General features: G+C 71.6%; 16 protein-coding genes and 1 pseudogene. 12 read left to right on the top strand and 5 right to left on the bottom strand.

Annotated features, from left to right (window positions below; translation table 11 throughout):
• Window positions 1-3 precede the first annotated feature (3 nt).
• Genes E1181_RS06920 through E1181_RS06910 form a run of 3 tightly spaced genes read right to left on the bottom strand, consistent with a single transcriptional unit; the run spans window position 4 to window position 2,270 of the window.
• Window positions 4-324, bottom strand: coding sequence for a biotin/lipoyl-containing protein (locus tag E1181_RS06920; RefSeq protein ID WP_132673111.1), 321 nt, complete (start codon window positions 322-324; stop codon window positions 4-6).
• Window positions 317-1,306 (bottom strand): alpha-ketoacid dehydrogenase subunit beta, encoded by a 990-nt coding sequence (locus E1181_RS06915; protein ID WP_132673109.1) that lies wholly within the window; start codon window positions 1,304-1,306, stop codon window positions 317-319. The genes E1181_RS06920 and E1181_RS06915 overlap by 8 nt, the downstream gene beginning before the upstream one ends.
• Window positions 1,299-2,270 (bottom strand): thiamine pyrophosphate-dependent enzyme, encoded by a 972-nt coding sequence (locus E1181_RS06910; RefSeq protein ID WP_235876540.1) that lies wholly within the window; start codon window positions 2,268-2,270, stop codon window positions 1,299-1,301. The genes E1181_RS06915 and E1181_RS06910 overlap by 8 nt, the downstream gene beginning before the upstream one ends.
• A gap of 158 nt (window positions 2,271-2,428) precedes the next feature.
• Here E1181_RS06910 and E1181_RS06905 point away from each other — a divergent pair, with 158 nt between their 5' ends.
• The gene (locus E1181_RS06905; protein WP_235876538.1) at window positions 2,429-3,337 is read left to right on the top strand and encodes an IclR family transcriptional regulator; all 909 of its coding nucleotides are present in this window, start codon (window positions 2,429-2,431) and stop codon (window positions 3,335-3,337) included.
• A gap of 189 nt (window positions 3,338-3,526) precedes the next feature.
• On the opposite strand, the gene E1181_RS06895 is transcribed toward E1181_RS06905, so the two are convergent.
• Window positions 3,527-4,018 (bottom strand): DinB family protein, encoded by a 492-nt coding sequence (locus E1181_RS06895; RefSeq protein WP_132673107.1) that lies wholly within the window; start codon window positions 4,016-4,018, stop codon window positions 3,527-3,529.
• 322 nt (window positions 4,019-4,340) lie between these two features.
• On the opposite strand from E1181_RS06895, the gene E1181_RS06890 reads away from it, so the two are divergent.
• The 5 genes from E1181_RS06890 to E1181_RS06880 all read left to right on the top strand — a co-directional run bounded on the left by E1181_RS06890 (window position 4,341) and on the right by E1181_RS06880 (window position 9,530).
• Window positions 4,341-5,858, top strand: coding sequence for a PucR family transcriptional regulator (locus E1181_RS06890; RefSeq protein ID WP_132673106.1), 1,518 nt, complete (start codon window positions 4,341-4,343; stop codon window positions 5,856-5,858).
• A gap of 100 nt (window positions 5,859-5,958) precedes the next feature.
• The gene (locus E1181_RS06885; protein WP_132673105.1) at window positions 5,959-7,203 is read left to right on the top strand and encodes an NAD(P)/FAD-dependent oxidoreductase; all 1,245 of its coding nucleotides are present in this window, start codon (window positions 5,959-5,961) and stop codon (window positions 7,201-7,203) included.
• Window positions 7,200-7,361 carry a hypothetical protein gene (locus tag E1181_RS31325; protein ID WP_165944007.1) on the top strand — a complete coding sequence of 54 codons (162 nt, stop codon included), beginning with the start codon at window positions 7,200-7,202 and terminating at the stop codon, window positions 7,359-7,361. The genes E1181_RS06885 and E1181_RS31325 overlap by 4 nt, the downstream gene beginning before the upstream one ends.
• A gap of 22 nt (window positions 7,362-7,383) precedes the next feature.
• Window positions 7,384-7,518, top strand: coding sequence for a hypothetical protein (locus E1181_RS32525; RefSeq protein ID WP_268952438.1), 135 nt, complete (start codon window positions 7,384-7,386; stop codon window positions 7,516-7,518).
• Window positions 7,519-7,727: 209 nt separating this feature from the next.
• Window positions 7,728-9,530 carry a flavin-containing monooxygenase gene (locus E1181_RS06880; protein WP_132673104.1) on the top strand — a complete coding sequence of 601 codons (1,803 nt, stop codon included), beginning with the start codon at window positions 7,728-7,730 and terminating at the stop codon, window positions 9,528-9,530.
• A gap of 61 nt (window positions 9,531-9,591) precedes the next feature.
• Here E1181_RS06880 and E1181_RS33050 read toward each other — a convergent pair.
• Window positions 9,592-10,355 (bottom strand): annotated as a pseudogene (locus E1181_RS33050) (lipase family protein).
• 228 nt (window positions 10,356-10,583) lie between these two features.
• Here E1181_RS33050 and E1181_RS06870 point away from each other — a divergent pair.
• The 6 genes from E1181_RS06870 to E1181_RS06845 all read left to right on the top strand — a co-directional run bounded on the left by E1181_RS06870 (window position 10,584) and on the right by E1181_RS06845 (window position 24,610).
• Window positions 10,584-12,194 carry an alpha/beta fold hydrolase gene (locus E1181_RS06870; RefSeq protein WP_132673102.1) on the top strand — a complete coding sequence of 537 codons (1,611 nt, stop codon included), beginning with the start codon at window positions 10,584-10,586 and terminating at the stop codon, window positions 12,192-12,194.
• Window positions 12,191-13,177 (top strand): R2-like ligand-binding oxidase, encoded by a 987-nt coding sequence (locus tag E1181_RS06865; protein WP_235876526.1) that lies wholly within the window; start codon window positions 12,191-12,193, stop codon window positions 13,175-13,177. Before E1181_RS06870 ends, E1181_RS06865 begins: the two co-directional genes overlap by 4 nt.
• Window positions 13,178-13,179: 2 nt before the next feature.
• The gene (locus E1181_RS06860; RefSeq protein ID WP_132673101.1) at window positions 13,180-14,634 is read left to right on the top strand and encodes an MFS transporter; all 1,455 of its coding nucleotides are present in this window, start codon (window positions 13,180-13,182) and stop codon (window positions 14,632-14,634) included.
• 111 nt (window positions 14,635-14,745) lie between these two features.
• A complete protein-coding gene (locus E1181_RS06855) occupies window positions 14,746-16,503 on the top strand; it encodes a fatty acyl-AMP ligase (RefSeq protein WP_132673099.1) in 1,758 nt (585 codons plus the stop codon).
• A complete protein-coding gene (locus E1181_RS06850) occupies window positions 16,503-23,078 on the top strand; it encodes a type I polyketide synthase (RefSeq protein WP_132673098.1) in 6,576 nt (2,191 codons plus the stop codon). The genes E1181_RS06855 and E1181_RS06850 overlap by 1 nt, the downstream gene beginning before the upstream one ends.
• Window positions 23,033-24,610 (top strand): acyl-CoA carboxylase subunit beta, encoded by a 1,578-nt coding sequence (locus E1181_RS06845; protein ID WP_132673096.1) that lies wholly within the window; start codon window positions 23,033-23,035, stop codon window positions 24,608-24,610. Before E1181_RS06850 ends, E1181_RS06845 begins: the two co-directional genes overlap by 46 nt.
• Window positions 24,611-24,629: the final 19 nt, after the last annotated feature.

Raw genomic sequence — 24,629 nt, 5'->3', positions numbered from 1 at the left:
CGGTCAGTCCTCCGGCGGGGTCAGGCGGACGCGACGCTGCGGCTTGTGGTCGACCGGAACCGTGCCGACGATGCCCGCGTGGTCCTCGACGGTGAACGTCACCAGCGGGGCGCCGACGGCGAGCTCCTCGTCCTCCCCGACGTGCAGCCGCGACACGCGGCCGGTCTGCGGCGAGGGAATCTCGACCGCGGACTTGGTGGTCTCCAGCTCCACCAGCGGGGCGTTGCGCTCCACCCAGTCGCCCTCGGCCACGAGCCATTCCAGGATCCTGGCGCTGATCAGCCCTTCGCCGAGGTCGGGCAGCGGGAAGGTCACTTCAGCCACGGCGGTACTCCAATGCGGTCTGCACGGCGGTCAGGACGCGGTCGATGCTGGGCAGGTACTCGTCCTCCAGCGAACCCGACGGGTAGGGCACGTCGAAGCCCGCGACGCGCTGAACGGGGGCGCGCATCTCTCCGAAGCAGCGCTCGGTGATCAGCGCGGACACCTCGCCGCCCAGACCGGCGGTCAGCGGAGCCTCGTGCACGACGACGGCGCGGCGGGTGCGGGCGACGGATTCGGCCAGCCCCTCGGCGTCGATCGGCTTGAGCCAGCGCAGGTCCAGCACCTCCAGCTCGACGCCGTCCTCCGCGGCGAGCTCGGCGACCTGCTCGCAGCGCGACACCATCGCGCCCCAGGCGACGAGCGTGGCGTGCCTGCCCCGGCGAACGACCCGGCTGCGTCCGACCGGCAGCGCCTCGACCGGTTCGGCCGGGTCGAAGTTCTCGCGCTGCCAGTAGCGGGACTTGGGTTCCATGAAGATCACCGGGTCCGGGTCGGCGATCGCCTGGCGGAGCAGGTGGTAGCCCTCCGACGGACTCGACGGCGAGACGACCTTGAGCCCGGGGACGTGCGCGAACAGCGACTCCAAGCTCTCACCGTGGTGCTCCGGTGCCCGGATCCCGCCGAAGCTGGGCAGCCGCAACGTGATCGGCATCCCCAGCGTCCCCCGGCTGCGGTAGTGCATGCGGGCCACCTGGTTGACGATCTGGTCGATCGCCGGGTAGCTGAACCCGTCGAACTGGATCTCCGGGACCGGGCGCCAGCCCGCCATCGCCAGACCCACCGACATGCCCATGATCGCCGACTCCGCAAGCGGGGTGTCGAAGACCCGCTGCTCGCCGAACTTGTCCTGCAGGCCGTCGGTCACCCGGAACACGCCGCCGAGCGTGCCCACGTCCTCGCCGAAGATCAGCACCCGGTCGTCGTCCTCGCAAGCGTGGCGCAGCGCGGTGTTGAGCGCCTGCTGCAGCGAAAGCTCAGGCATCCTGCGACTCCTTCCAAGCGCGGTGCTGATCGAGCAGGGCGGCGGTCGGCTCCCGGTAGACGAAGCTGAACAGCTCGTCGGCCGGTGGCGGCTGCATGGCGTGCAGGCCCGCGGTCGTCTTGCGCACGACGGCCGCGGCGTGCTCCTCGGCGTCGGCGATCTCCTCGGCGGGCACCGATCGCATCGCCAGGGTGATCGAATCCTGCTCGGCGCGGAGGCGTTCCTCCTCGGCGCTGCGGTAGCGGCTCGGATCGTCCGATGTGGAGTGCGGGCCGAGCCGGTAGGTCATCGCCTCGATCACCGTGGGCCCGCCGCCCGCGCGGCCGCGTTCGAGCGCGGCCCGGGTCGCCTCGAACACCGCGGTGACGTCGTTGCCGTCCACGCGCAGGCCCTCGATGCCGTACCCGGCGGCGCGCGCCGCCACCGAACCGCCCGCGACCTGGGAGCCGGTGGGCAGCGAGATCGCCCAGCCGTTGTTCTGGCAGAAGAACACCACCGGCAGCCGGTAGACGCCGGCGAAGTTCATCGCCTCGTGCACGTCGCCCTGCGAGCTGGCGCCGTCGCCGAAGTAGGTCAGCGCCGCCCCGCCGGTGCCGTCCAGCTTCGCGCCCATCGCCCAGCCGACGGCGTGCAGCACGGGTCCGCCCACGACGGCGTTCGGCGGCGCGAGGCGGGCGACGTTCGGGTCGTAGAGGCCGCCGTGCCAGATGTTGAGGTGCATCGCCATGTAGGCGACCGGATCCACCCCCAGCGCGACCGCCGCGCCGAGCTCGCGGTAGGTGGGGAAGGCGAAGTCGCGGGCGCGGTCCAGCGCTGCCGCGCTCCCGATCTGAGCGGCTTCCTGGCCCCTGACCGGGGCGTAGGCGGGCAGCACGCCCTGCCGCTGCAACGCGACCGCCTCCTCGTCGAGGCGGCGCGTCACCACCATCAGGCGGAAGAGCTCGCGGAGATCTGCGTCGTCCATGAACGAAAGAGTGCGCACCGGGTCCCCGACCGTGCAACAGTGCGATTCTCCACTGCTCAGGTTGTCCGCTCTGCCGAGCAACAGCGGCATCGCGCTGTGCAAGTTGTCCAGTCCCCAACCTCCGGTACTCCGATCGTGCAAGCGCTATCGTCGTCCGCGTGGACAGCGATGAGCGGAGCCCGCGGGAGCGGACGACCACTGGCGTAGGCGTGCTGGACCGGGTGGTCGCGATCCTGGACGCCGTGGAGGAAAACCCAGCCGGGGCAAGCGACATCGCGCGTGAGCTCGGTCTGTCGGTTCCCACTGCGCACCGCCTCGTGTCGGCCATGGTCAAGCACGGTCTGCTCAACCGCGACGACAACGGGCGCCACCACATCGGCCCCCGCTTCGCCTCGTCGGCGCTCACCGCGGCGTCCGCGCCGGTGCTCCGTCGCCTTCGGGAGGAGACCGGGGAGACCGCGCAGCTGTGGGTGCTGCGCGGCGAGGACCGGTTGTGCGTGGCCAGCGAGGAGTCCGCGGCCGAGCTGCGGGCGGCTGTTCCGGTCGGAACCGCGCTGCCGCTGTCGGCGAAGGGATCGGCTGCGCAGGCCCTCGTCGCGCCGTTTGCGCGGACGGGTTCGCCCTGGTTCACCAGTGTTTCCGAGCGGACACCCGGACTCGGGTCGGTCAGCGCTCAGGTGCGGTACCGGGGAGACGTGATCGCCGCGATCTGCCTGGCGGCACCGCTGTCGCGCGTGGTCGACGAGGATCCGGGCGCCCAGTACGGCGATCTCGTCCTCGAGGCCACTGGCTCTGCCGCTGCTGGAACTGGGCGGTCTCGGCGCTGCCGGGTTCATCGTCGCGCTGTGCTTCTGCTCCACAGTGGTCGACGTGAGTCCGTTCTCCACCAACGGGATCATCGTCCTCGCTCAGGCGCAGGTCGAGGACCGGCGGGCGTTCCAACGCAGGATGCTCGCCTTCAGCGGACTCGTCGTCGTGGGTGCGCCACTCCTGGCGTGGGCTGCTGTGATCCTCCCGACCTCTCTCTAGATCTTTTGATGGGTTGTTTTGCGTGGCGGTGCGGGTAGCGGAACCTGACACGTCTTCTGGCTCCGGGATCCGAGACTGATGTATGCCAATACACGGCGCTACGGCTGTCCTCCCCAGAAGACGTGTCAGAACCCGCGGCGGTGCGAGCTGAGTCCCACACCTGAAACAGCGGCTACCGCCGCGGCTATGAACAACACCTAGTTCAACCGGCGAGAGGCGCGTTGCCGTCAGCTCGGGTTTTTCAGCTGTTCGCGGAGGATGTCTCCGTGGCCTGCGTGGCGGGCGAAGTCCTCGATGAGGAGCAGGTAGATGAAGCGCAGGTTGACCTCGCCGAGGACGGGGTGGGTGGTGGTGTGGTCGAGGTCGAAGTGGGCGGCGAGCGCGCGGGAGCGCTCGCTGGCTCGTTCGAACTCGGCGATCACGTCGGGCAGGGTCTCGTCGTCGGCGACGGTGAAACTCGTGTCGCCCGCCGTCGTGCCACCGTCGCACTCGCTCGCGGGCAGCCGTGCCAGGACCTGCTGGAACCAGATCCGCTCGGCGACCGCGGCGTGCTTGAGCAAACCGATCGCGGTGGTCGGCGATGCGACGAGCCGGCGGCGGGCGTCGGCCTCGGACAGGCCGCGCGCCGTGTTGACCAGCTCGGTTCGGTTGCGGTCCAGGGAGCCTTCGAGCAAGTGGCGTTCGGCTCCGGTGATGATGTGCGGTATCGACCAGGTCATTCTTCGGCTCGATTCTGCTCGTGGATCTGCGTCTCGTGTTGGCGGACAGCACGCGGATGGTGGTGCCCGCATCGGCCACCGGGACCCGGACGGGTGATTTCCTCGTGCCGGGTGGCCACGTGCGGGGTGGAACTCGCCGCTCGCGGGGGAGACCTCGTCGAGTGCGAGGTGGGTGGTTCGGAATCGCCAGAACTGCGCTTCGCGGAGGTCCGGGGCGGTGCAGGCCCGGTGCACCGCGCGCAGGCGATGGGCGAAGTCTAACCCGGTCCGGCTGGGACGACCCCGGCCCTGCGCTCGGCGCTGCAAGCCTGATCATGGGTGCATGGTCAAGCTGGACCGACTGATCAACGTCCTCGGTGGTTACGGGGCGCGGCTGGTGTGCTCGCCGCGCAGCCGGTCGACCGAGTTGCGGGCGGTGGCGCTGCACGACCCTGACGAGCAGGTGCCGGGTGGTGATGAGGTGCTGCTCGCCGTCGGCGTCGACGAGCGGCGAGCGGCGGAGGTGCTGTCGGAGACCAGCGCCGTGGTCGTGGTGTTCCGGCTCGACCGGATCGAGGACGACGCGCTCGCCGTCGCCAGGCAGCGGAAGGTCGCGGTGCTGCTCGTCGACCCCGCCGTGTCCTGGGGGCAGCTCGCGGGTGTGGTCTACGGGCTCGTGCTCGAAGGGCGCGAGACCGAGGCGGGCCGGGGACCGACGGACCTGTTCGCGCTGGCGGACGCGCTGGCCGAATCGGTCGGCGGTCCGGTCACGATCGAGGACCACCGCTCGGGCGTGCTGGCCTACTCGCAGCGCCAGGAGACCGCCGACCAGGCACGGCTGGAAACGATCCTGGGCAGGAGGGTGCCGGAGGAGGTCCGCCGCGAGCTCAGCGAGCGCGGGGTGTTCCAGCACCTTGCCGAGTCCGACGAACCGGTGTTCGTCGAGCCCTCCGGTTCCCGTCGGGGACGGGCCGTGGTCGCCGTTCGCGCGGGCAAGGCGCTGCTCGGCTCGATCTGGGTCGGGACCTCGTCGCCGCTGGACGCCGAGCGCCAGAGCGCCTTGGTGCAGGCGTCCCGCACCGCCGCCGCGCACCTGCTGCGCACCCGCGCCAGCGCGGACCTGGAGCGGCAGGTCGAATCGGACCTGGTGATCGGGCTGGTCGAGGGCCACTCCGACGTCGCCACCGTGCTGAGCCGGCTCGGTTTCCGCGGCGACCGGTTCCGCGTTGTCGCGGTCCAGGCGCACAACCAGGGGGAGCACGACTCGGCGGCGCTGCTCGTCTTCGAACTCGCGACCGTGGGTTTCGGCTGGTCGCGGCCCGGGCGCAGCGCCCTGTTCGCCAACACCGTCTACACGATCCTGCCCCACGAGGACGGGGCGGCCGCGCGCGAATGGGTGCGGGCGCTCGCGCGCGAGATGCCGGAGGGCGTGGAGGTCTTCGCCGGGATCGGCGGTCCCGCGAGTCCGGACGAACTCGTCGACAGCAGGCGGGAAGCGGACGAGAGCCTGGCGGTGCACGCCGCGAAGCCGGCGGGATCGCCCGTCGTGGTCTACGACGACTCCTGGCACGAGATCCTGCTGCGCCGGCTGCAGCACGTCGCCGCGGGCGGGCGCACGCCCGCGCGCGGTCCGGTGGCCGAGCTGCGCCGCCACGACCAGGAGCAGGGGACCCGGCTGATCACGACGCTGCGGACCTGGCTGGAGGTGCAGGGCGACCTCGGTGCCGCGGCCGCTCGCCTGGAGATCCACCCGAACACGGTGCGCAACCGGATGCGCAAGGTGACGCAGGTGGGAGCCCTCGACCTGGAGGACCCGGACACCCGGCTCGCGTTGGTCATCGCTCTCGCCGCCGAGCAGTAGTGGAACCCGCACAACGGGTCGCTAGCCGGTTGTGCGGAATCCACAGTGCCCTCCTCGTCGTGGTCGAGCATGCTTCGTGGCGACGAGAAGGAGCGTGGTCATGGGGTCTGCAGTGGGCGGCGCGCCGAGCACGGCCGTCGTCGTGGGCGCCGGTGTGGTCGGACTGTCGACCGCGTGGTTCCTGCAGGAGCACGGCGTCGACGTGACGGTCGTGGATCGCAGCGGTGTCGCCGCTGGGGCGTCGTGGGGCAACGCGGGCTACGTCGCCCCCGCGTTCAGCGTTCCGCTGCCCGAACCCGCCGTGCTGCGCTACGGGCTGCGCTCGCTGTTCGACCCCAACGCCCCGCTGTACGTGCCCCGGACCGTGGACCCGGGCCTGTGGGCGTTCCTCGCGGGCTTCGCGCGGAACTGCACCCACCGCACCTGGCAGCGGTCCATGCGCTCGCTGGCGGGCCTCAACGAGGACTGCCTCGACGCCTTCGACGAGCTCGCCAAGGACGGGGTCGGCGCGCCCACCAAGACCGCCCCGGTCATGGCCGCCTTCGAAAAGCCCGAGCAGGCGCGAGAACTGCGCGAGGAGTTCGAGCGGGCCCGCCGCAGCGGCCAGGAGACCTGGTTCGCCGACGCGGCCGCGTCCGAGGTTCCGCAGCTGTCGTCGCTGGTGAGCACGGTGCTGCGGATCGAGGACCAGCGCTACATCGACCCGGGTGAGTTCACCCGGGCGCTCGCCGAGGCCGTCGAGGGCCGGGGCGGGCGGATCCACACCGGCTTCACCGTGCGCGACGTCGTCCGCGACGGCGGCAGGCTGCTCGTGAAGTCGACGCAGAACGACTACGTCTCAGCGGATTCGGTCGTGCTGGCCACGGGTGCGTGGCTCCCGGAGCTCGCCGTGAAGACCGGCGTCAAGCGGCAAGTGCGCGCCGGGCGCGGGTATTCGTTCACCCTGCCCGTCTCCGAGCCCGTGCCCGGCCCGATCTACCTGCCTGCGGTGCGGGTCGCCTGCACGCCGTACCAGGGTGGTCTGCGCGTGGCGGGCACCATGGAGTTCCGCGCGCCTGACGCGGCGCTCGACGGTCGCCGCATCGAGGCGATCGTGCAGTCCGCCCGGCCGTTCCTGCGCGGTGTCGACTGGGACGGCCGCCACGACGAGTGGGTCGGCCCCCGGCCGGTCACCGCCGACGGCCTGCCGCTGATCGGGGCGTCGAAGATGCCCGGCGTCCACATCGCCGGAGGGCACGGCATGTGGGGGCTCACGCTCGGACCGATCACCGGGCGCCTGCTGTCCGAGCAGATCGTGACCGGCGAACGTCCCGCCGCGCTGCGGCCTTTCGACCCGTTGCGATGACGACCGGCGAGTTGTCCGCGACCGAACGCCGCGAGCTCGAATGGCTGCGCAAGGAGAACAGGCTCCTGCGCACGGAGAAGGAGATGCTGCTCCGGATCGCCACCGAGTACGCACTGGAACAACGCAACCCCGGCCTGCCGCGCGAGAACGACGGCTGACCGGACGCTCATGGAGGTCATCTTGCCGGAGTGGACTCAATTCGGCCTCGCCCTGCTCGCCTTCTTCCTGCTGGCCCTGAACCACTGGTTGACCCGGCGCGCCCACGACTTGCGCAAGCGCAGATCGGAGAGTGAAGCTCCCTCGCCGATGCGCTGATCGCGCATCCACCGGCGGTGGTCGTCGAGCACCTGCGGGTCGCTCCGGCCACCGCCGGTGTCTTCTCGCCTCCTGGACCGCGGTGCCCGGTGTGTCGGCTCTGGTGCGAATCGCCGGCGCGTGACGTGCTAGCTTGGAAATAAGTCACCTGATTTAAATCCAAGGTCGTCGCGCCCCGCGGACGCAGGCGCGCAGCGAGAAAGGCCGAGATGTCGACGCTCCCTCCCTCGATCCCCGAGTTCTCCGACGCCGAGGTCGACGCGCTGCGTCAGCGGTACCGCGCGGAGCGTGAACGCCGGGTGCGGCCCGACGGCAGCGCGCAGTACGCGCGGGCCGAGGGCGGCTTCGGCTACTACGCCGAGGACCCGCACGCCGAGGAGTTCGACCGGGAACCGCTCCACGACCGGGTCGAGGCGATCGTGCTCGGCGGTGGGTTCGGCGGCCTGTGCGCGGGCGCGCGACTGCGCCAGGCCGGGCTGGAGCGGATCCGGATCATCGAGAAGGGCGGTGACTTCGGCGGCACCTGGTACTGGAACCGCTACCCGGGCATCCACTGCGACATCGAGTCCTACGTCTACCTCCCGCTGCTGGAGGAGGTGGGGTACGTGCCGAAGTGGAAGTACTCGCCGGGGGAGGAGATCCGGCAGCACGCGATGGCGATCGGCCGCACCTTCGACCTCTACCGCGACGCGTGCTTCCAGACCGGTGTCACCGAGCTCCAATGGGACGACGGCGAGTGGATCGTGCGCACCGACCGGGGCGATGAGATGCGGGCCACCTACGTCGTCGTCTCCAACGGCACGCTCGACCACCCGAAGCTGCCGGGCATCCCGGGCATCGGGTCCTTCCGCGGGCACACCTTCCACACCAGCCGCTGGGACTACGGCTACACCGGAGGCGGGCCGGACGGCGGTCTGGACGGGCTGGCCGACAAGCGGGTCGCGATCATCGGTACCGGTGCGACCGCGATCCAGGTCGTGCCGCACGTCGCGCGGGACGCGGCGCAGCTCCACGTCTTCCAGCGAACTCCGTCCTCCGTGGACGTGCGCGACAACCGCCCGACCGATCCGGAGTGGGCGGCCTCGCTGGAGCCCGGTTGGCACGCGCGGCGGCGGGAGAACTTCCAGGCCGTCGTGACCGGGCGACCGGCGGAGGTGGACCTCGTCGACGACGCCTGGACGGCGAGCGCGAACGTGCTCGGCAAGATCATCGCCACCGACGCGCGCGCGGACTGGGACGTCGACGAGTGGGAGCGGGTCGAGGAGCTGCTCGACTTCGAGAAGATGAACCGGCTGCGCGCGAGGGTCGAGGAGGTCGTGGACGACCCGGCCACGGCCGAGCTGCTCAAGCCCTGGTACCGGTACGGCTGCAAGCGGCCCACCTTCAGCGACGAGTACCTGAAGGCGTTCAACCGGCCCAACGTCGCGCTCGTCGACACCGCCGACCACGGCGGGGTGGAGCGGTTCAGCGAGAACTCCGTGGTCGTCGGTGGGCAGGAGTACGAAGTGGACTGCGTGATCTTCGCGACCGGCTTCGAGGTCGGCAAGTCCGACGTCATGACCGGCCGCCTCCCGGTCCACGGCAGGGACGGCACGCGGCTCCTGGACGCCTGGCGCGAGACCGGCGTCCGGACGCTGCACGGCTTCTGCTGCAACGGCTTTCCGAACCTGTTCCACCTGGGAGCGCTGCAGAACGCCCCCTCGGTGAACTTCGTCCACGTGCTCGACGAGCAGGCGATCCACGTCGGCGAGGTCATCGCCGCAGCGCGCGAGCGCGGCGTGAAGTGCGTCGAACCCGCGGTGGAAGCCGAGATCGACTGGGTCGCCACGATCGAGGCCACCTCGCCCGAGCGGGCCTGGTTCGACGCCGAGTGCACGCCGGGCTACTACAACAACGAGGGCGCGGCCCGACCGCGCCGCACCTTCGGCCCCGGCCCGGCCGTGTTCCAGCAGCTGCTCCGGGACTGGCGCAGCGGCGACGGCATCGACGAAGTCCTCGGCGACGCGAACTGACGCGCTCGCGCTGGAAGACGCCACCCCGGACGGGGAACCGGGGTGGCGTCCAGGTGAGGTGCTAGCAGTTCGGTTCGGCCGGCTTGCCCTCGAACCGGTCGGCCAGGAACTGCCCGGCGTCGGCGTTGCCCGCGAAGATCCCCGAGAGGTGGTCGGAGACGTAGGTCTTCCAGGTCACCGGGACGCCCATGTCGCAGTACCGGTGGTGCAGCGCGTCGGCCTGAGGGGTGTTGACGATCTCGTCGGTGGTCGCGTGGTATTGGAACACCGGGACTTCAATCGCCTTGGTGCCCAGCCGGTTCTCCTCGATCCGCGCCTGCCACTGCGGGGTGGGCAGCGGGTCGTGGGTGGTGTCCCCCGGCTGATCAGGTCGTTGACGGCGGGCTGATCGTAGAGGGTTCCGCGCTCGATCGCCTTGGACGCGGTGCACTTGAACGCCGGTCCCTGAGTGCCGGGCGCGTAGCCGACGATCGGTGCCTTCGCGGGATCCGCGTTCTTCGGGACCAGGACCGTTGCGGTGACGGCGTTGCGCTCGCCGAGCGCGTTCGTCGACAGGTACATGACCTGCCAGGCGTCGGCGTTGGCGGAGTTCAGCGCCGGTAACGCCGGCCGCCACCGGATGACGTCACCCGGTTCGCCCGCCGGCAGCGTTTCCGGTGGCACGTAGAAGGTGTCGTCGAACGGACCCGGCTGCTGCGCGGCCCGGGCGACCCCGGCAGGGCTCTCGCCGGTGGCCGCCGGTGCGACCGCTGCGGTGCAGCACGCGACGCCCAGCGCGGTCACCACCAACGCGACAACCCGCTTGCGATGTGCTAATTCAGGCACTACCGACCTCCGATTGCTCAGCTGGTTGGGATGGGCGAGATTAGCGGAGCTGAACGCAATGTCGAGGCCTTGACCGATTAGTTGTACGCCGCATGACAAAAACGTTTTCGGCGTTTGTCACGTGCGCGGAAACGGAAATGCGCGTCCTTGCCGGAAGTTGAACTCCGTGCTTATGGTTCCGCCCCGTCGCCGCGAGTCGCGAATGGCGAACAACGAAAGGCGGACGAAATGCACAGCCGCAGGACGTTTGTATCGGTCTCGGCGCTGGCCCTCCTCGGCGCCGCCGCGCCCGTAGCGCGAGCGGAGACGGGTTTCACCACGCGCTTCGTCGACATCATCGCCGCGGACGGCGTCGCGCTGAAAGCGATGGTGTTGGAACCCCGCACGCCGCGACCACATCCGGCCGTGGTGCTGGTCAGCGCGTGGGGAGGCGGATCCACCCAGAACGTCATGCCCGCCCGCACCCTGGCCTCCCACGGATACGTCGTGGTGGCCTACGGGGCGCGGGGATTCGGCGAATCGGAGGGCGAGGTCGACACCGCCGGTCCCGAGGACATCGGCGACGTCACCACCGTGCTCGACTGGACCTGCGCGAACACCGCGACCGACCCGGCCCGCATCGGGCTCGCCGGGGTGTCCTACGGAGCCGGAATCGGCCTCATCGCAGCCGCTTTCGACCAGCGCATCCGCTCGGTGGTCTCGCTCAGCGGCTGGTACGACCTGGTGCACTCGCTGTACGGCAACGAGACCCGGCGCGGTCTCGTCGCGCTGATCCTCTACACCTCCGGCTGGGCGCACGGCAGGCTCAGCCCCGAGACCGACTGGATGCTGCGCACCTTCTTCGACCCCACCCCGGACCCCGTCGACCGGGAGGTGATCAACGAGTGGGCCCGGGTCCGCTCGCCCCGCCGGTACCTCGGCCGGCTCAACGAGAACCGGCCGGCGCTGCTGATCGGGCACACCTGGAGCGAAACGGTGTTCCCGCCGGACCAGATGGTCGAGCTGTTCAACGACTACGCCGGGGTCAAGCGCCTGGACCTGATCCCGGGCGAGCACGCCTCGGCCGAATCCGGCGGTCTGCTGGGCCTTCCCAGCGAGACCTGGGACACCGTCCACCGGTGGTTCGACGCCACCGTCGCCGGCACCGACCCCTCCATCCTCCGGGAGCAGCCGGTGGTGCTGCGGGCCCGGCCCGGCACCCACGAGCCCGAGTTCCACCCGGGCTGGCGGTCCGCGGAAGGCGAGCCCAGGCGCTTCTACCTCGGTCCCGGCCAGGACGAATCGGAAGGCGTGATCGGCGATGCACCGCGACCGGGGTGGACCGTCGAGATCGACACCGACCGCGACACCGCGGCCTACGGCGGGGTGCCGCTGGCGAGCTACAGCTTCGAGGCGCTCTCCGGCGAACCCCCGAGGACGTGGCTGCCGGCCGTCGACCGCGAGCGCGGCGCGGTGTGGACCAGCCCGGAACTGCCGCAACGGCTTCCGGTGCGCGGGGCCGTGTCGGTGCGCGTGACGGTGGTCCCGCCAGCCCCGACCGGCACGATCGTCGCTTACCTCTACGACGTGGACCCCGCCGACGGCGGGCGCCTGATCAACTACTTGCCGATGAGCTGGACCGACGGCGCACCGGGCGAGCCCGAGGCCTTCGACCTGCGGTTCTCGCCGACGGCGTACGACATCCCGGCCGACCACCGGCTGGGACTGGTGATCGACACCAAGGATCCGCTGTTCATCGACTGGAACTCCGGCGGAGGGCGGGTCGCGCTCACCTCACCGGAAGCGGATCCATCCCATGTGGACATTCCCGTAGGACGTGGAGAGGGGACACCACGGTGACCGGAAACGTGATCGACGCCCGCCCGCGAGAGCGCTCCCGAGAGGGCTTCCACTCGCTGCAGGAGGGCGGCCTGAACTGGGACTCGCTCCCGCTCCGCCTGTTCGACAAGGGCAACGCCAAGTTCTGGAACCCCGCCGAGCTCGACTTCAGCCAGGACGCCGACGACTGGGCGGGACTCGACGAGCAGCAGCGCTTCGCCGGGACCATGCTGTGCGCCCAGTTCCTCGGCGGTGAGGAGGCCGTCGCGGAGGAGATCCAGCCGTTCCTGGCCGCGATGCGGGCCGAGGGGCGCATCGCCGACGAGATGTACCTGACCCAGTTCTGCTTCGAGGAGGCCAAGCACGCGCAGGTCTTCCGGCTGTGGCTGGACGCGGTCGGGCTCACCGACGACCTGCACCACCACGTGCGCGACAACCCCGGCTACCGGGCGATCTTCTTCGACGCCCTGCCCGAGGCGCTGAGCCGGCTGCACGACGATCCGAGCCCGGAGAACCAGATCCGCGCCTCGGTGACCTACAACCACATCGTCGAGGGCGTGCTGGCCCTGACCGGCTACTTCGTGTGGAACAAGGCGTGCAAGCACGCCGGAATCCTGCCCGGGATGCAGCAGCTCATCCGCCGGATCGGTGATGACGAGCGCAGGCACATGGCCTGGGGCACCTTCACCTGCCGGCGGCACGTCGCCGCCGACGACGCCAACTGGGCGATCGTGCAGGACCAGATGGACGTGCTCCTGCCGCACGTCATGACCCAGATCCAGCACTCGCTCGACCAGCTCGACGACGACCCCTTCGGCTTCGACCTGGGCGATGTGTTCGGCTACGCCACCGACCGGGCCGCCCGCAGGCTCAGCTCGATCGAGGCCGCGCGCGGTGCGGAGGTGGCCGCGATCGACGTCGACTACAGCCCGGAACGCCTGGAGGACCAGTTCGGCGCCGAGGACGACGCCGCGCTCGCCGAGAACCAGAACGTGGAGATGTGATCATGGTGTCCGGCCGACTCACCGGGCCGATCGGCATCGCGCAGCCGCGCGGCGCGGCCCTGCCGACGCTGCTGATCATCGCCCTGGTCGCGTTCGTCACGACGCTGGACAACAACATCGTGGCGGCCGCGGTTCCCTCCATCGGCAGGGAGCTGGGGCTGGGGTTGACCGAGCTGCAGTGGATCAGCCTCGGCTACATCCTGCCGTTCGCGGGTCTGCTGCTGGTCGCGGGCAACCTGGTCGACCGGTGGGGTCAGCGCCGCGCGCTGCTGCTCGGGCTGCTGGTGTTCGGAACGGCGGCCCTGGCCGGGGGTTTCGCCCGCGACGCCGCCGCGCTCATCGCCGCCCGCGTCGTGCAGGGCGCCGCCGCGGCGGTCCTGGTGCCGGCGACCCTGAGCCTGCTGCGCACCAACCTCGACGTCAGGGGCCGGGCGATCGGCGCGGGCATCTGGACGGCGGCGCTGGCCGTGGCGATCGCGGTCGGACCGGCCGCGGGCGGCATGCTCAGCGAACACCTGCACTGGAGCTGGATCTTCTTCAGCAACGTGCCCTTCGCGGTGGCCGCCGCCGCGCTGGCTCCCGTCGCGGCGACGACCCGGCGATCCGCGCCGGGCCGGGTCGACGTCTGGGGCATGCTGCTGGTGACCGCGGCGATGATCCTGCTCCTGATGGCGCTGGTCGGCACGGGCGAGCAGACCCCGAATCTGCTCGGCCGCGTCGTCCCCGCCGGGCTGGGCGCGCTGGCGCTGGTGGCGTTCGTGGTGGTCCAGCGCCGCACCGCGCACCCGATGCTGCCGCGCGCTCTGGTGGCCGAGCGGGCGTTCCTCGGTGGGGTGTCGGTGCAGCTGCTCTGGGGACTGGGGGTCAGCGGCGTCTTCTTCTTCACGCCGCTGCTGCACCAGGAGTCGCTGGGACTGACCCCCACCGGGGCCGGGTTGCCGCTGGTGCTGGTCGCGGTCGCGATCGTCGCCGCGACACCGCTGGTGGCACCGGCCGTCGACCGCTGGGGCCCTCGCAGCACCGTGCTGGTCGGACTGATCCTGGTCAGCGCGGGGCTGCTGGCGATCGCTGTGGTCAACCACGTCCCGTCGATCCCGCCGCGCATCCCGGGGTTGCTGCTCATCGGTGCGGGGTCGGCGTTCACCACGCCGCTGACGTCGTACTCGCTGGAAGTGGTCGCCACTCGGGACGCGGGCATCGCCTCCGGTGCGCTCACCGCCTCCCGCGAGCTGTCCAGCGCGCTCGGGGTCGCCCTGATCGGGCTCGTGCTCACCGTCCGCCAGAGCGCCGAGCTGTCCGCCGGTGCGCCCGAACCGCAGGCGCTGGCCTCGGGATTCACCGCCGGCCTGGTCACCGCTGCGGTGGTGGAACTGCTGGCCGCCGCGGTGACCTTCGCCTGCTTCCGGTCCCGCCAATTCGACCAGCGCCGGGAAACCGCCGATTCCGGTGGCGAGTGACCCGTCCGAGAAATTCGCCCAACGGGAATTGTTCTTCTCCTCTTCCGTCGAATGCGTTCCGGGTCGATTCCTGCCCGGATCCGCATTTTCCGCACAACCGTTTGGAGAATCATGCGAACGACTGCTGAGGTCATCGCCGACGCGCCCGCTTCGTGGCTCCGGGACGTCGAAGGTGCGTCGCTGTCCGCGCTGCTGGCGCGGTGCGGGCAGGAGATGAGCGACCGCCTGGCGGTCACGCACCTCGACTACGGCGAGAGCCCGGAAGGTCTCGCCGTGTCGTTGACGTGGGCCGAGCTCGACCGCCGGGCGAGCGCGGTGGCTGGTGCGCTGCAACGGCTCTCGTCCGCCGAAGATCGGGTGGCGGTGCTGGTGCCGCAGCGGGTCGACTACCTCGTGGCCTTCCTCGGCGCCTGTCGCGCCGGGATGGTCGCGGTGCCGTTGTTCGCACCGGACCTGCCGGGCCACGCCGACCGGCTCGCCGGAGTGCTCGCCGACTGCGAACCGAGCGTCGTGCTCACCGTGGCCGACAAGCTCGACCCGGTGCGGGACTTCCTGCGCGAACGCGAGCTCGACGGCCCGCAGGTCGTCGCCGTCGACGAGGTTCCCGAATCCGCCGCCGACGACTGGGAACCCGTCGAGCAGGGGCCGGGCGAGCTGGCGTACCTGCAGTACACGTCGGGTTCCACCAAGGCCCCGACCGGCGTGATGATCACGCACGGCAACGTGGTGGCCAACGCGGCGCAGGCGATGTCGGCCTACGAGGCCGTCGCCGGCCGCACCCCGACGGTGAGTTGGCTGCCGCTGTTCCACGACATGGGGCTGATGCTGGCGCTGGCCGCACCGCTGGTCGCCGGAACCCGCTCGGTGCTCATCGACCCCGTGGCGTTCATCGAGCGGCCCGTCCGGTGGTTGCAGGCCCTGTCGGCGAACCCGGGCGCGATCAGCGCGGCCCCCAACTTCGCCTACGCCTACTGCGCGGCGCGCGTCGAGGACACCGACAAGGTGCGGTTGCGCTTGGACCACGTGCGCGCGCTGATCGACGGCAGCGAACCGGTGCAGGCGGGCGCGATCGATCGCTTCCACGGGGCTTTCGCCGAGTGCGGCCTCAAAGCCCGGGTGCACCGCAGCTCCTACGGGCTCGCCGAAGCCACCGTGCTGGTCTCGGCGAGCCCGGCCGGAGCCGCACCGCGGCGCGTGCACCTCGACCGCGAGCGGCTGGCCGCGGGCCGGGCGGTGCTTGCGACGGGTGAGGACGTCAGCACGCTGGTCTCCTGCGGGCTTCCGGTGGACCAGCTGGTGCGCATCGTCGACCAGCACACCGAGCAGGAGCTCCCGCAGGACCAGGTGGGCGAGATCTGGGTCCGCGGCGCCAACGTGGGACGCGGTTACTGGCGCAGGCAGGAGGAATCGGCGTGCACGTTCGTCCCCGCGGCCGACGGCGCTGGGCACTGGCTGCGCACCGGTGACCTCGGCGTGATCCACGAGGACGAGCTGTACGTGACCGGACGGATCAAGGACCTGATCATCGTCGACGGCCGGAACCACTACCCGCAGGACGTGGAGGAGACCGTCGAGCAGGCGCACCCGGCCGTCCGCAGGCACTCGGCGGCGGCGTTCGCGGTGCCCACCGACGACGGCGAGTCGGCCGTGGTGGCGGTGGAGCGCGCCAGCCGGCTCGCCGAGCACGAGGTGGACCTCGACGCGCTGCGCCAGGCCGTGCGCAGCGCGGTCACCGGCAGGCACGGGCTCAACGTCCGCGAACTCGTCGTCCTCGATCCCGGTGAGGTGCCCCGCACCTCCAGCGGCAAGATCTCGCGCTCGGCGGCGCGCAAGCACTACCTCACCGGAACTCTGCGAGGGAGCTCGTGATGAACGCCCGAAACACGATGAGCGAAGCCGAGGTTCGGCAGTGGCTGGTCGAGCGGATCGCGCACGCGAGCGGCCTGCCTGCCGACCGCGTCGAGGTGGACCGTCCGTTGCACGAGTTCGGCCTGTCCTCCCGGGACGCGGTCGCGCTCGCTGCGGAGCTGGGGCAACGGCTCGGCAGGCGGCTGTCGCCCACCCTGGTGTGGCAGAACCCGACGATCGCGGCCCTGGCGACGCGGCTGTCCGGCGACGATGACGACGACGAGGAGATCGAGATCCCGCGACCGCGGATCCGTCGCGACGAGCCGATCGCGATCGTCGGGCTCGGCTGCCGGTTGCCCGGGGGAGTGAACTCACCGCAGGACTTCTGGCGGCTCCTCGACGACGGCCAGGAGGCGATCCGGGACCTGCCCGAGGGGCGCTGGACCGACTTCGCCCCGGCCGAGGAGTGGACCGACCTGCCCAGGCGCGGCGGGTTCATGGACGACGTCGCCGGTTTCGACGCCGGGTTCTTCGGCATCACCCCGGTGGAGGCTGCGGCGATGGACCCGCAGCAGCGCATCCTGCTGGAGGTGACCTGGCAGGCCCTGGAGCACGCGGGCATCCCGCCGAAGTCGTTGCGCGGCAGCAGGACCGGTGTGTTCGTCGGGCTGTCCTCCAGCGAGTACGGGTCGTTGACGATGGGCGAGCTCGACGGGGTCGACGCGTGGACGGGCACCGGGGCCGCGGCGGCGATCGCCGCGAACCGGCTGTCGTACCTGCTCGACCTGCGCGGGCCGAGCCTCACCACCGACGCGGCGTGCTCGTCGTCGCTGGTCGCCGTGCACCAGGCGGCGGCGAGCCTGCGCGCCGGGGAGACGGACCTGGCGCTGGTCGGCGGGGTGAACCTGATGCTCTCGCCGGGGATCACCGCGAACTTCCACCGCGCGGGCGTGCTCTCACCCGACGGGCGCTGCAAGCCCTTCGACGCCTCCGCCGACGGCATCGTGCGGGGCGAGGGGTGCGGCGTCGTGCTGGTCAAGCGCCTCACCGATGCCCGTCGCGACGGAGACCGGGTGCTGGCGCTCGTGCGCGGCACCGCGACCAACTCCGACGGCCGCTCCAACGGGATCGTCGCGCCCAACCCGGACGCGCAGCGCGCGCTGCTGCGCGACGCCTACGCCGCCGCCGATCTCGATCCGTCCGTCGTGGACTACGTGGAGGCGCACGGGACGGGGACGGCCCTGGGCGATCCGATCGAGGCGGAGGCGCTCGGTGCGGTGCTCGGTGGTTCGCGCTCCGCCGACCGCCCGCTCCTGCTCGGCTCGGTCAAGAGCAACCTCGGGCACCTGGAGGGCGCCGCCGGGCTCATCGGGCTGATCAAGGTCGTGCTGGCGATGGTGCACGGGAAGATCCCGCCGAGCCTGCACCTCGACGAACCCAGCCCGCACATCGACTTCGACGCCGAGCGGCTGCGCGTGGCCGGCACCGGTGCGCGGTGGCCGCGCTACTCGGGAATCGCCCGAGCGGGCGTGTCGGCGTTCGGGTTCGGCGGCACCAACGCCCACGTCGTGCTGGAGGAGTGGCCGGACGCCGAACCCGATCCGGAACCCGGCGGCGTCCCGCACGTCTTCGCGCTCTCCGCGCGCACCCCGTCGGCGCTGCGCCGTCGAGCCGCCGACCTCGCCGACTGGCTCGACGACGACGTCCGGCTCGGCGACGTGGCCGCAGCGCTGGCCACGCGGCGGGACCACCTCGCGCAGCGCGCGGCCGTGGTCGCCGCCGACCGCGACGAACTGGCCGAGCGGCTGCGGGCGGTCGCGCGGGCCCGCCCGGACGAGGACGCCTTCGTCGATGACACCGCGGATCCCGGAGTCGTCTTCGTGTTCTCCGGGTACGGATCGCAGTGGCCGGGAATGGGACGCCGACTGCTGGAGAGCGAACCCGCCTTCCGCTCCGCGGTGAGCGGACTGGACCCGATCTTCCGGTCGGAGTCGGACTTCTCGCTCAGCGACGTGCTCCGAGGCGATGCCCCGGCACCGGATCTGGCCGCCCGGCAGCAGGTCCTGTTCGGGATGCAGGTGGCGCTGGCGGAGACCTGGCGCGCGCACGGCGTCGAACCCGCTGCGATCGTCGGCCACTCGATGGGCGAGGTCGCCGGGGCCGTGGTCGCCGGTGCGCTGCCGGTCGCCGACGGCCTGCGGGTGATGGCACTCCGCTCCCGGCTGCTGGGCGTCATCGACGCCACCGGCGCGGGCCGGATGGCCGCGATCGAGCTCTCCAGCGCCGAGTTCGGCGAACTCGCCGAGGACTACCCCGACGTGTCCATCGCGGTGCACGCCTCGCCGACCCAGTGCACCGTCACCGGCGACGCGACCCAGGTCGACGCCCTGGTCGAGCGTGTGGAGTCGATGGGTCGGATGGCCCGCACGCTCGACGTCCGGGGTGCCGGGCACTCGCCGGCCGTCGACCCGGTCCTGGACGAGTTCGTCGTCCGCCTCGGCGAGCTCAACCCGGCCAAACCCGAGATCACCTGCTACAGCACGGTTCTCGACGACGTCACGGCAGTGCCGGAGTTCGACGAGCACTATTGGGCGAGCAACCTGCGGCGTCCGGTGCGCTTCACCCAGGCCCTGGCCGCCGCGATGGCCGACGGCCACCGCGGTTTCCTGGAGATCTCCCCGCACCCCATCGCGCGGTTCGCCGTCGAAGGCACCGCCCGAGCAGCCGGGATCGACCAGGTCACGGCGATCCCCACGCTGGTCCGCGACGCCGACGACCAGATCAGCCTGCTGCGCGGACTGGCCGCGCTGCACGTGACCGGGCACGCGTCCGCGCTGGCGCGCCGGTACCCGCAGGCCCCGGTGGTCGACCTGCCCGGACCGGTGTGGGAGCACCAGCCGCACTGGGTCCGGCGCCCGCGCCGGACGGCACCCGGTGAGCACCCGCTGCTGGGCACGCACATCGAGGTCCCGGACAGCGACCACCACGTGTGGCGCGTCGAGGTCGGCACCGACGTGCAGCCGTGGCTGGCCGACCACGTGGTCCACGACGTGCCGGTGCTGCCCGCGACGGCGTACCTGGAGGCGGCGCTGTCCGCCGCGCGCGTGGCGTTCGGGGCCGACCGGCCGCTGCGCGTGCGGGACCTGGAGCTGCGCCAGCCGTTGCCGCTGACCAGCAGCACCACGGTGCACACGTCGCTGCGCAAGACCGGACCCGACTCCGTGCAGGTGGGCGTGCACGCCAAGTCCGCGGCGGGCCGCTGGATCCGGCACGCCGCGGCGACCGTGCGGGCCGAGTCCCCCGACCGGCCCGACCCGGTGCTCATCGGAGAGGTCACCGACGAGACCCCCGGATCGCGCCCGCTCGACGTCTACCGCGAGTTCGCCGAGATCGGGCAGCGCTACGGCCCCGCGTTCCGGGGTCTGCGCACCGTCCGCGCGGCACCGGGCCGGGCCTCGGCGAGCATCGCGCTGCCCTCCGCGGCACCGCCGAGCAGGCGCTGCACCCTGCACCCGGCCCTGGCCGACGCCTGCCTGCACACCTTGGCGGCGGCAGCCGCCGACCGGGTCACCGAGCAGCAGGCGCTCTACCTGCCGATGTCCATCGGTTCGGTGCGGGTGTTCGGCGACCCGTCCGACGGTGTGCGCTGCGACGCCGTCCTCGACCCCGCCGACGAGCAGGAGGACGGGCTGGTCGGCACCGTGCAGCTCGTCGATCGCGCCGACCAGGTGGTCGTCGAGATCGCCGAGGTGTACCTGCGCCGGTTGCGGACACCGATCCCGGTTCCGCTGGAGGACAAGAGCTTCGAGCTCCGCTGGCAGGTCGCGGACCCGCCGGAGCGGCAGCGGGACAGGCCTCGCCGGAGCTGGTTGCTGCTCGCTGACGGCACGGCCGGCCCGGAGGTCGCCCGACTGGCCGCCGAGATCGCCGACAGCGGCGACGATCCGCTGATCCTGTCCACATCGGACATCGTGAGCCTGAGCGAGGCGAAGTCCAACGCGGGCTCTGACGCGCCGCTGGCGGGCGTGCTGCTGGTGGCGGGATCGTCCGAGCACTACGACTCCTCGGAGCACTCCCGGCGGCTGCTGTTCAACGCAGCCACGGCGGCCAACGAGCTGACCGCCGCCGAGGGCAGGTTGTGGCTGGTCACCCAGGACGCGGTCGCGGTGCGCGACGGCGAGCCGGGAGCACCCGGCGCGGCGTTCCTGCGGGGCCTGGTCCGGGTCCTGGCCTTCGAGCACCCGGAGCTGCACGTCACCCACCTCGACCTGGATCTGGCCAGCCCCGGTGCGCTGATGTCCGAGCTCGACGCGGGATCACCGGACGACGAGGTCGCCTGGCGGGCCGGAACCCGGTACGCGGCCCGCCTCGCGCGGGCCGAGATCCCCGAATCCGCGGCGGTTCCGGCGGTGCGCGACGGCGCCTACGCGATCACCGGAGGTCTCGGCGGCCTGGGGCTGCTCGTGGCGCGCTGGTTGTCCGAGCGCGGCGCGAGCAGGGTCGTGCTCTGCGGGCGCAGCGCCCCGTCGGTGGAGGCCGAGGCGGTGTTCGAGGAGCTGCGCGACAGGGGGACCGACGTGCGTGTGGTCCTCGGCGACACCGCCGAGAGCGGCGTGGCCGAACAGCTCGTCGGCGAGGCCGGAACCGACGGCATGCCGGTGCGGGGCGTGCTGCACGCGGCGGGCGTGCTGGCCGACGCCACGGTCAGCACCATGACCGAGTCCGATCTCGCCCGGGTGTGGCGGCCGAAGGTCGTCGGCGCGATCAGGCTCCACGACGCGACCGCCGAACTGGAACTGGACTGGTGGCTGGTGTTCTCGTCGGCGGCCGCGCTGTTCGGCTCGCCCGGCCAGACCGCCTACGCCACCGCCAACGCCTGGCTGGACGCCTTCGTCCAGTGGCGGCGCACGCGGGGGCTGCCCGCGGCGACCATCAACTGGGGCCCGTGGGACGAGCTGGGTGGTGCCGTCGGCCGCGACTCGGCCGTGCTGCGGCCGCTCACCCCGGCCGAGGGCGTGGAAGCGCTGGAAGCGGTGCTGGCCAGCGGGCGGGCCGCGACGGGCATCACGCGTCTGGACGTGGCGGGCACGCTGGCGCTGTTCCCCGAACTGGCCCGGCGCCCGATGTTCGGCGAACTCGCCGCGGAGGTCACCGCCGGCCCGGACGGGGCGGAGTTCGACGAGGCCGGACCCGACGTCGAGGCGCTGCGAGGGCTGGAACCCGAGCAGGCCCACCGGACGATCCTCGACGCCCTGGTCGGTCGCATCGGTGCCCTGACGGGCCTGGCGGAGGCCGACATCGACACCGGCGCACCGCTGACCCGGCTCGGCCTGGACTCGCTGATGGCGATGCGCGCCAGAACCGCGTTCGAGCGCGACTTCGGCATGACGGTCCCGATCCCGATGCTGCTCCGGGGCGCGAGCCTGGCCGAGGTGGCCGCGCACGTGGCCGCCGAGCTGGGGCTGCGACCGGCCGAGGAACCCCAGCAGGCCGAGACCGCGCGGTCGGTGCTGGAACCCCGCGAGCAGGTCGAGCGGTGGGTGGCGACCTTGTGGCGCGAGGCGCTCGGCGTCGAAACCCTCGACGTGCACGACGACTTCTTCGCCCTCGGCGGTGATGAGGCCCTGTCCCAGCAGGTGCACGCGCGCGTCGTCGAGCAGCACCCCGGGGCACCCGGTCACGAGGAGCTGTTCGCCAGACCGACCATCGCCGCGATGGCCGACCTGCTGCGGCCGGAGGTCGAGGTCGCAGCGGAGCCGGTGCTGGCCCTGCGCGATCGCGGCGACCGCACCCCGTTGTTCCTGTTCCACCCGGCAGGCGGCTCCACCGGCGTCTACCGGCCGCTGGTGGACCTGCTCGACGACCAGCAGCCCTGCTACGGCTTCGAGCGGCTGGACGAGGCGAACTCGGTCGAGGACATCGCCGAGCGCTACATCGGGATGCTGCGCGAGATCCAGGCCGGCGGACCGTACCGGCTCGCGGGCTGGTCGTTCGGCGGCTGCCTGGCCTACGAGGTCGGCCGCAGGCTCACCGAACTCGGCGAGCAGGTCGAGTTCGTGGCCATGATCGACAGCATCCTGCCGCTGCCCGCGGCGGAGAACGCGCAGCAGGACCTGCTGCTGAGCCGGTACGGCCGGTTCCTGGAGTACGTCGAGCAGACCTACGGCACCAGCCTGGGCATCCGCGTCGAGGAGTTGGGCGGGCTCTCGGAGGACGAGCAGATCCGCTTCGTCATGGACCGCATCGCCGAGCGGGTTCCCGACATGGGCGAAGCCGTGCTGCACCACCAGTACACGTCCTACGTGGACGCCCGCATCGCCGAGCGGTACCGGCCGCGCCCCTACCCGGGCCGGGTGGTGCTGTTCCGCTCCAGCGAACCGCATCCGCTGACGACCTCGCTGGACCCGCGCTACCTGCGCACCGACGATTCGCTGGGGTGGGACGAGTTCTGCTCCGATCTGCGGATCGTGCGGGTGCCCGGCGACCACGTGTCCATGATCGACCCGCCGCACGTCTCGGTGATCGCGCAACACCTGGAGGGAGAACTGGCATGTTCGAAGCGACCGTCGATCGCGCCACCACCGCGGATCGGATAGCCGACCTGGCCGCTCGCCACGAGGAGGTCACGCAGGCGGCCGAGAAGCGCGCGCGGGACCGCCAGCACGCCAAGCACAAGCTCACCGCCCGCGAGCGCATCGACCTGCTGCTCGACGCCGATTCGTTCGTGGAGATCGACGAGTTCGCCCGGCACCGGTGCACCGATTTCGGCATGGACCGCAGCAGGCCGTTCGGGGACGGCGTGGTCACCGGCCACGGCACGGTCGACGGCCGTCCGGTGTGCGTGTTCTCGCAGGACTTCACGGTGTTCGGCGGGAGCATGGGGGAGACCTTCGGGCGCAAGGTGCTCAAGGTGATGGAGCTGGCGATGAGCATCGGCTGCCCTGTCGTCGGAATCAACGACTCGGGCGGTGCCCGCATCCAGGAGGGCGTCGAGTCGCTGGCCTACTACGCGGAGCTGGGACGGCTCAACACCCACGCCTCGGGCGTGGTCCCGCAGCTGTCGATGATCATGGGCCCCTGCGCGGGCGGCGCGGTGTACTCGCCGGCCATCACCGACTTCACCGTGATGGTCGACGGCAGCTCGCACATGTTCGTCACCGGACCCGATGTCGTGCAGGCGGTGTCGGGTGAGCGCCCGGGACTGGAGGAGCTGGGAGGCCCGGCCACCAACGGCGAGGTCTCCGGCAACGCCCACTACGTGGCCTCCGACGAGGAGGACGCGTTCTCCTGGGTGCGGACCCTGCTCGGCTACCTGCCCGCGAACAACCTGGAAGCGCCCCCGGCGTACGAACCCGAGGAGCCGGCCGCGTCGGACGAGGAGCTGGACCGCCTGGTCCCGGACTCGGAGAACCAGGCGTACGACATGTACGAGCTCATCGAGCGCATCGTCGACGACGGGGAGTTCCTGGAGGCGCACGGGAGGTTCGCCCCCAACATGATCTGCGCGTTCGCGCGGATCGAGGGAAGCACGGTCGGCGTGGTGGCCAACCAGCCGCAGAGGCTGGCCGGGGTGATCGACATCGACGCCTCGGAGAAGGCGGCGCGGTTCGTGCGGTTCTGCGACGCCTTCAACATCCCGCTGCTCACCCTCGCCGACGTGCCCGGGTACCTGCCCAGCGTGGCGCAGGAGCGCAGCGGGATCATCCGGCGCGGGGCGAAGCTGATCTACGCCTACGCGGAGGCCACGGTGCCGAAGGTGACCGTGGTGGTGCGCAAGGCGTACGGAGGTGGTTATGCGGTGATGGGTTCCAAGCACCTCGGCGCCGACGTCAACATCGCCTGGCCCACCGCGGAGATCGCCGTGATGGGAGCCCGGGGTGCTGCGGCGATCCTGCACCGGAAGCAGTTGGGGGAGGCCGACGACGAGCAGCGCGACGCCCTGCACGAGCGGCTCACCGCGGAGTACGCGGAGGCGTTCGCCAACCCCTACCGGGCGGCCGAGCGCGGGCACGTGGACATGGTCGTGCAGCCCTCGCGGACCCGGTTCCACGTCGCGCGGGCGTTGCGGATGCTGCGCACCAAGCGGCAGTCGTTGCCCGCCAAGAAGCACGGGAACATGCCGCTGTGACGCGGGCAGCGCGTTCCTC

This window comes from Saccharopolyspora terrae (assembly GCF_004348435.1).
Classification (GTDB): Bacteria; Actinomycetota; Actinomycetes; order Mycobacteriales; family Pseudonocardiaceae; genus Saccharopolyspora; species Saccharopolyspora endophytica.
The sequence above is the reverse complement of the archived record's forward strand: the minus strand, read 5'-3'. Positions and strand labels throughout refer to the sequence as shown.

Excerpts from the sequence above, each read along its gene's own strand:
- E1181_RS06915 (WP_132673109.1), bottom strand. The coding sequence starts at position 1,306 with ATGCCTGAGCTTTCGCTGCAGCAGGCGCTCAACACCGCGCTGCGCCAC.
- E1181_RS06910 (WP_235876540.1), bottom strand. The coding sequence starts at position 2,270 with ATGGACGACGCAGATCTCCGCGAGCTCTTCCGCCTGATGGTGGTGACG.
- E1181_RS06895 (WP_132673107.1), bottom strand. The coding sequence starts at position 4,018 with ATGACCTGGTCGATACCGCACATCATCACCGGAGCCGAACGCCACTTG.
- E1181_RS06890 (WP_132673106.1), top strand. The coding sequence starts at position 4,341 with ATGGTCAAGCTGGACCGACTGATCAACGTCCTCGGTGGTTACGGGGCG.
- E1181_RS06885 (WP_132673105.1), top strand. The coding sequence starts at position 5,959 with ATGGGGTCTGCAGTGGGCGGCGCGCCGAGCACGGCCGTCGTCGTGGGC.
- E1181_RS31325 (WP_165944007.1), top strand. The coding sequence starts at position 7,200 with ATGACGACCGGCGAGTTGTCCGCGACCGAACGCCGCGAGCTCGAATGG.
- E1181_RS06880 (WP_132673104.1), top strand. The coding sequence starts at position 7,728 with ATGTCGACGCTCCCTCCCTCGATCCCCGAGTTCTCCGACGCCGAGGTC.
- E1181_RS06870 (WP_132673102.1), top strand. The coding sequence starts at position 10,584 with ATGCACAGCCGCAGGACGTTTGTATCGGTCTCGGCGCTGGCCCTCCTC.
- E1181_RS06860 (WP_132673101.1), top strand. The coding sequence starts at position 13,180 with ATGGTGTCCGGCCGACTCACCGGGCCGATCGGCATCGCGCAGCCGCGC.
- E1181_RS06855 (WP_132673099.1), top strand. The coding sequence starts at position 14,746 with ATGCGAACGACTGCTGAGGTCATCGCCGACGCGCCCGCTTCGTGGCTC.
- E1181_RS06850 (WP_132673098.1), top strand. The coding sequence starts at position 16,503 with ATGAACGCCCGAAACACGATGAGCGAAGCCGAGGTTCGGCAGTGGCTG.
- E1181_RS06845 (WP_132673096.1), top strand. The coding sequence starts at position 23,033 with ATGTTCGAAGCGACCGTCGATCGCGCCACCACCGCGGATCGGATAGCC.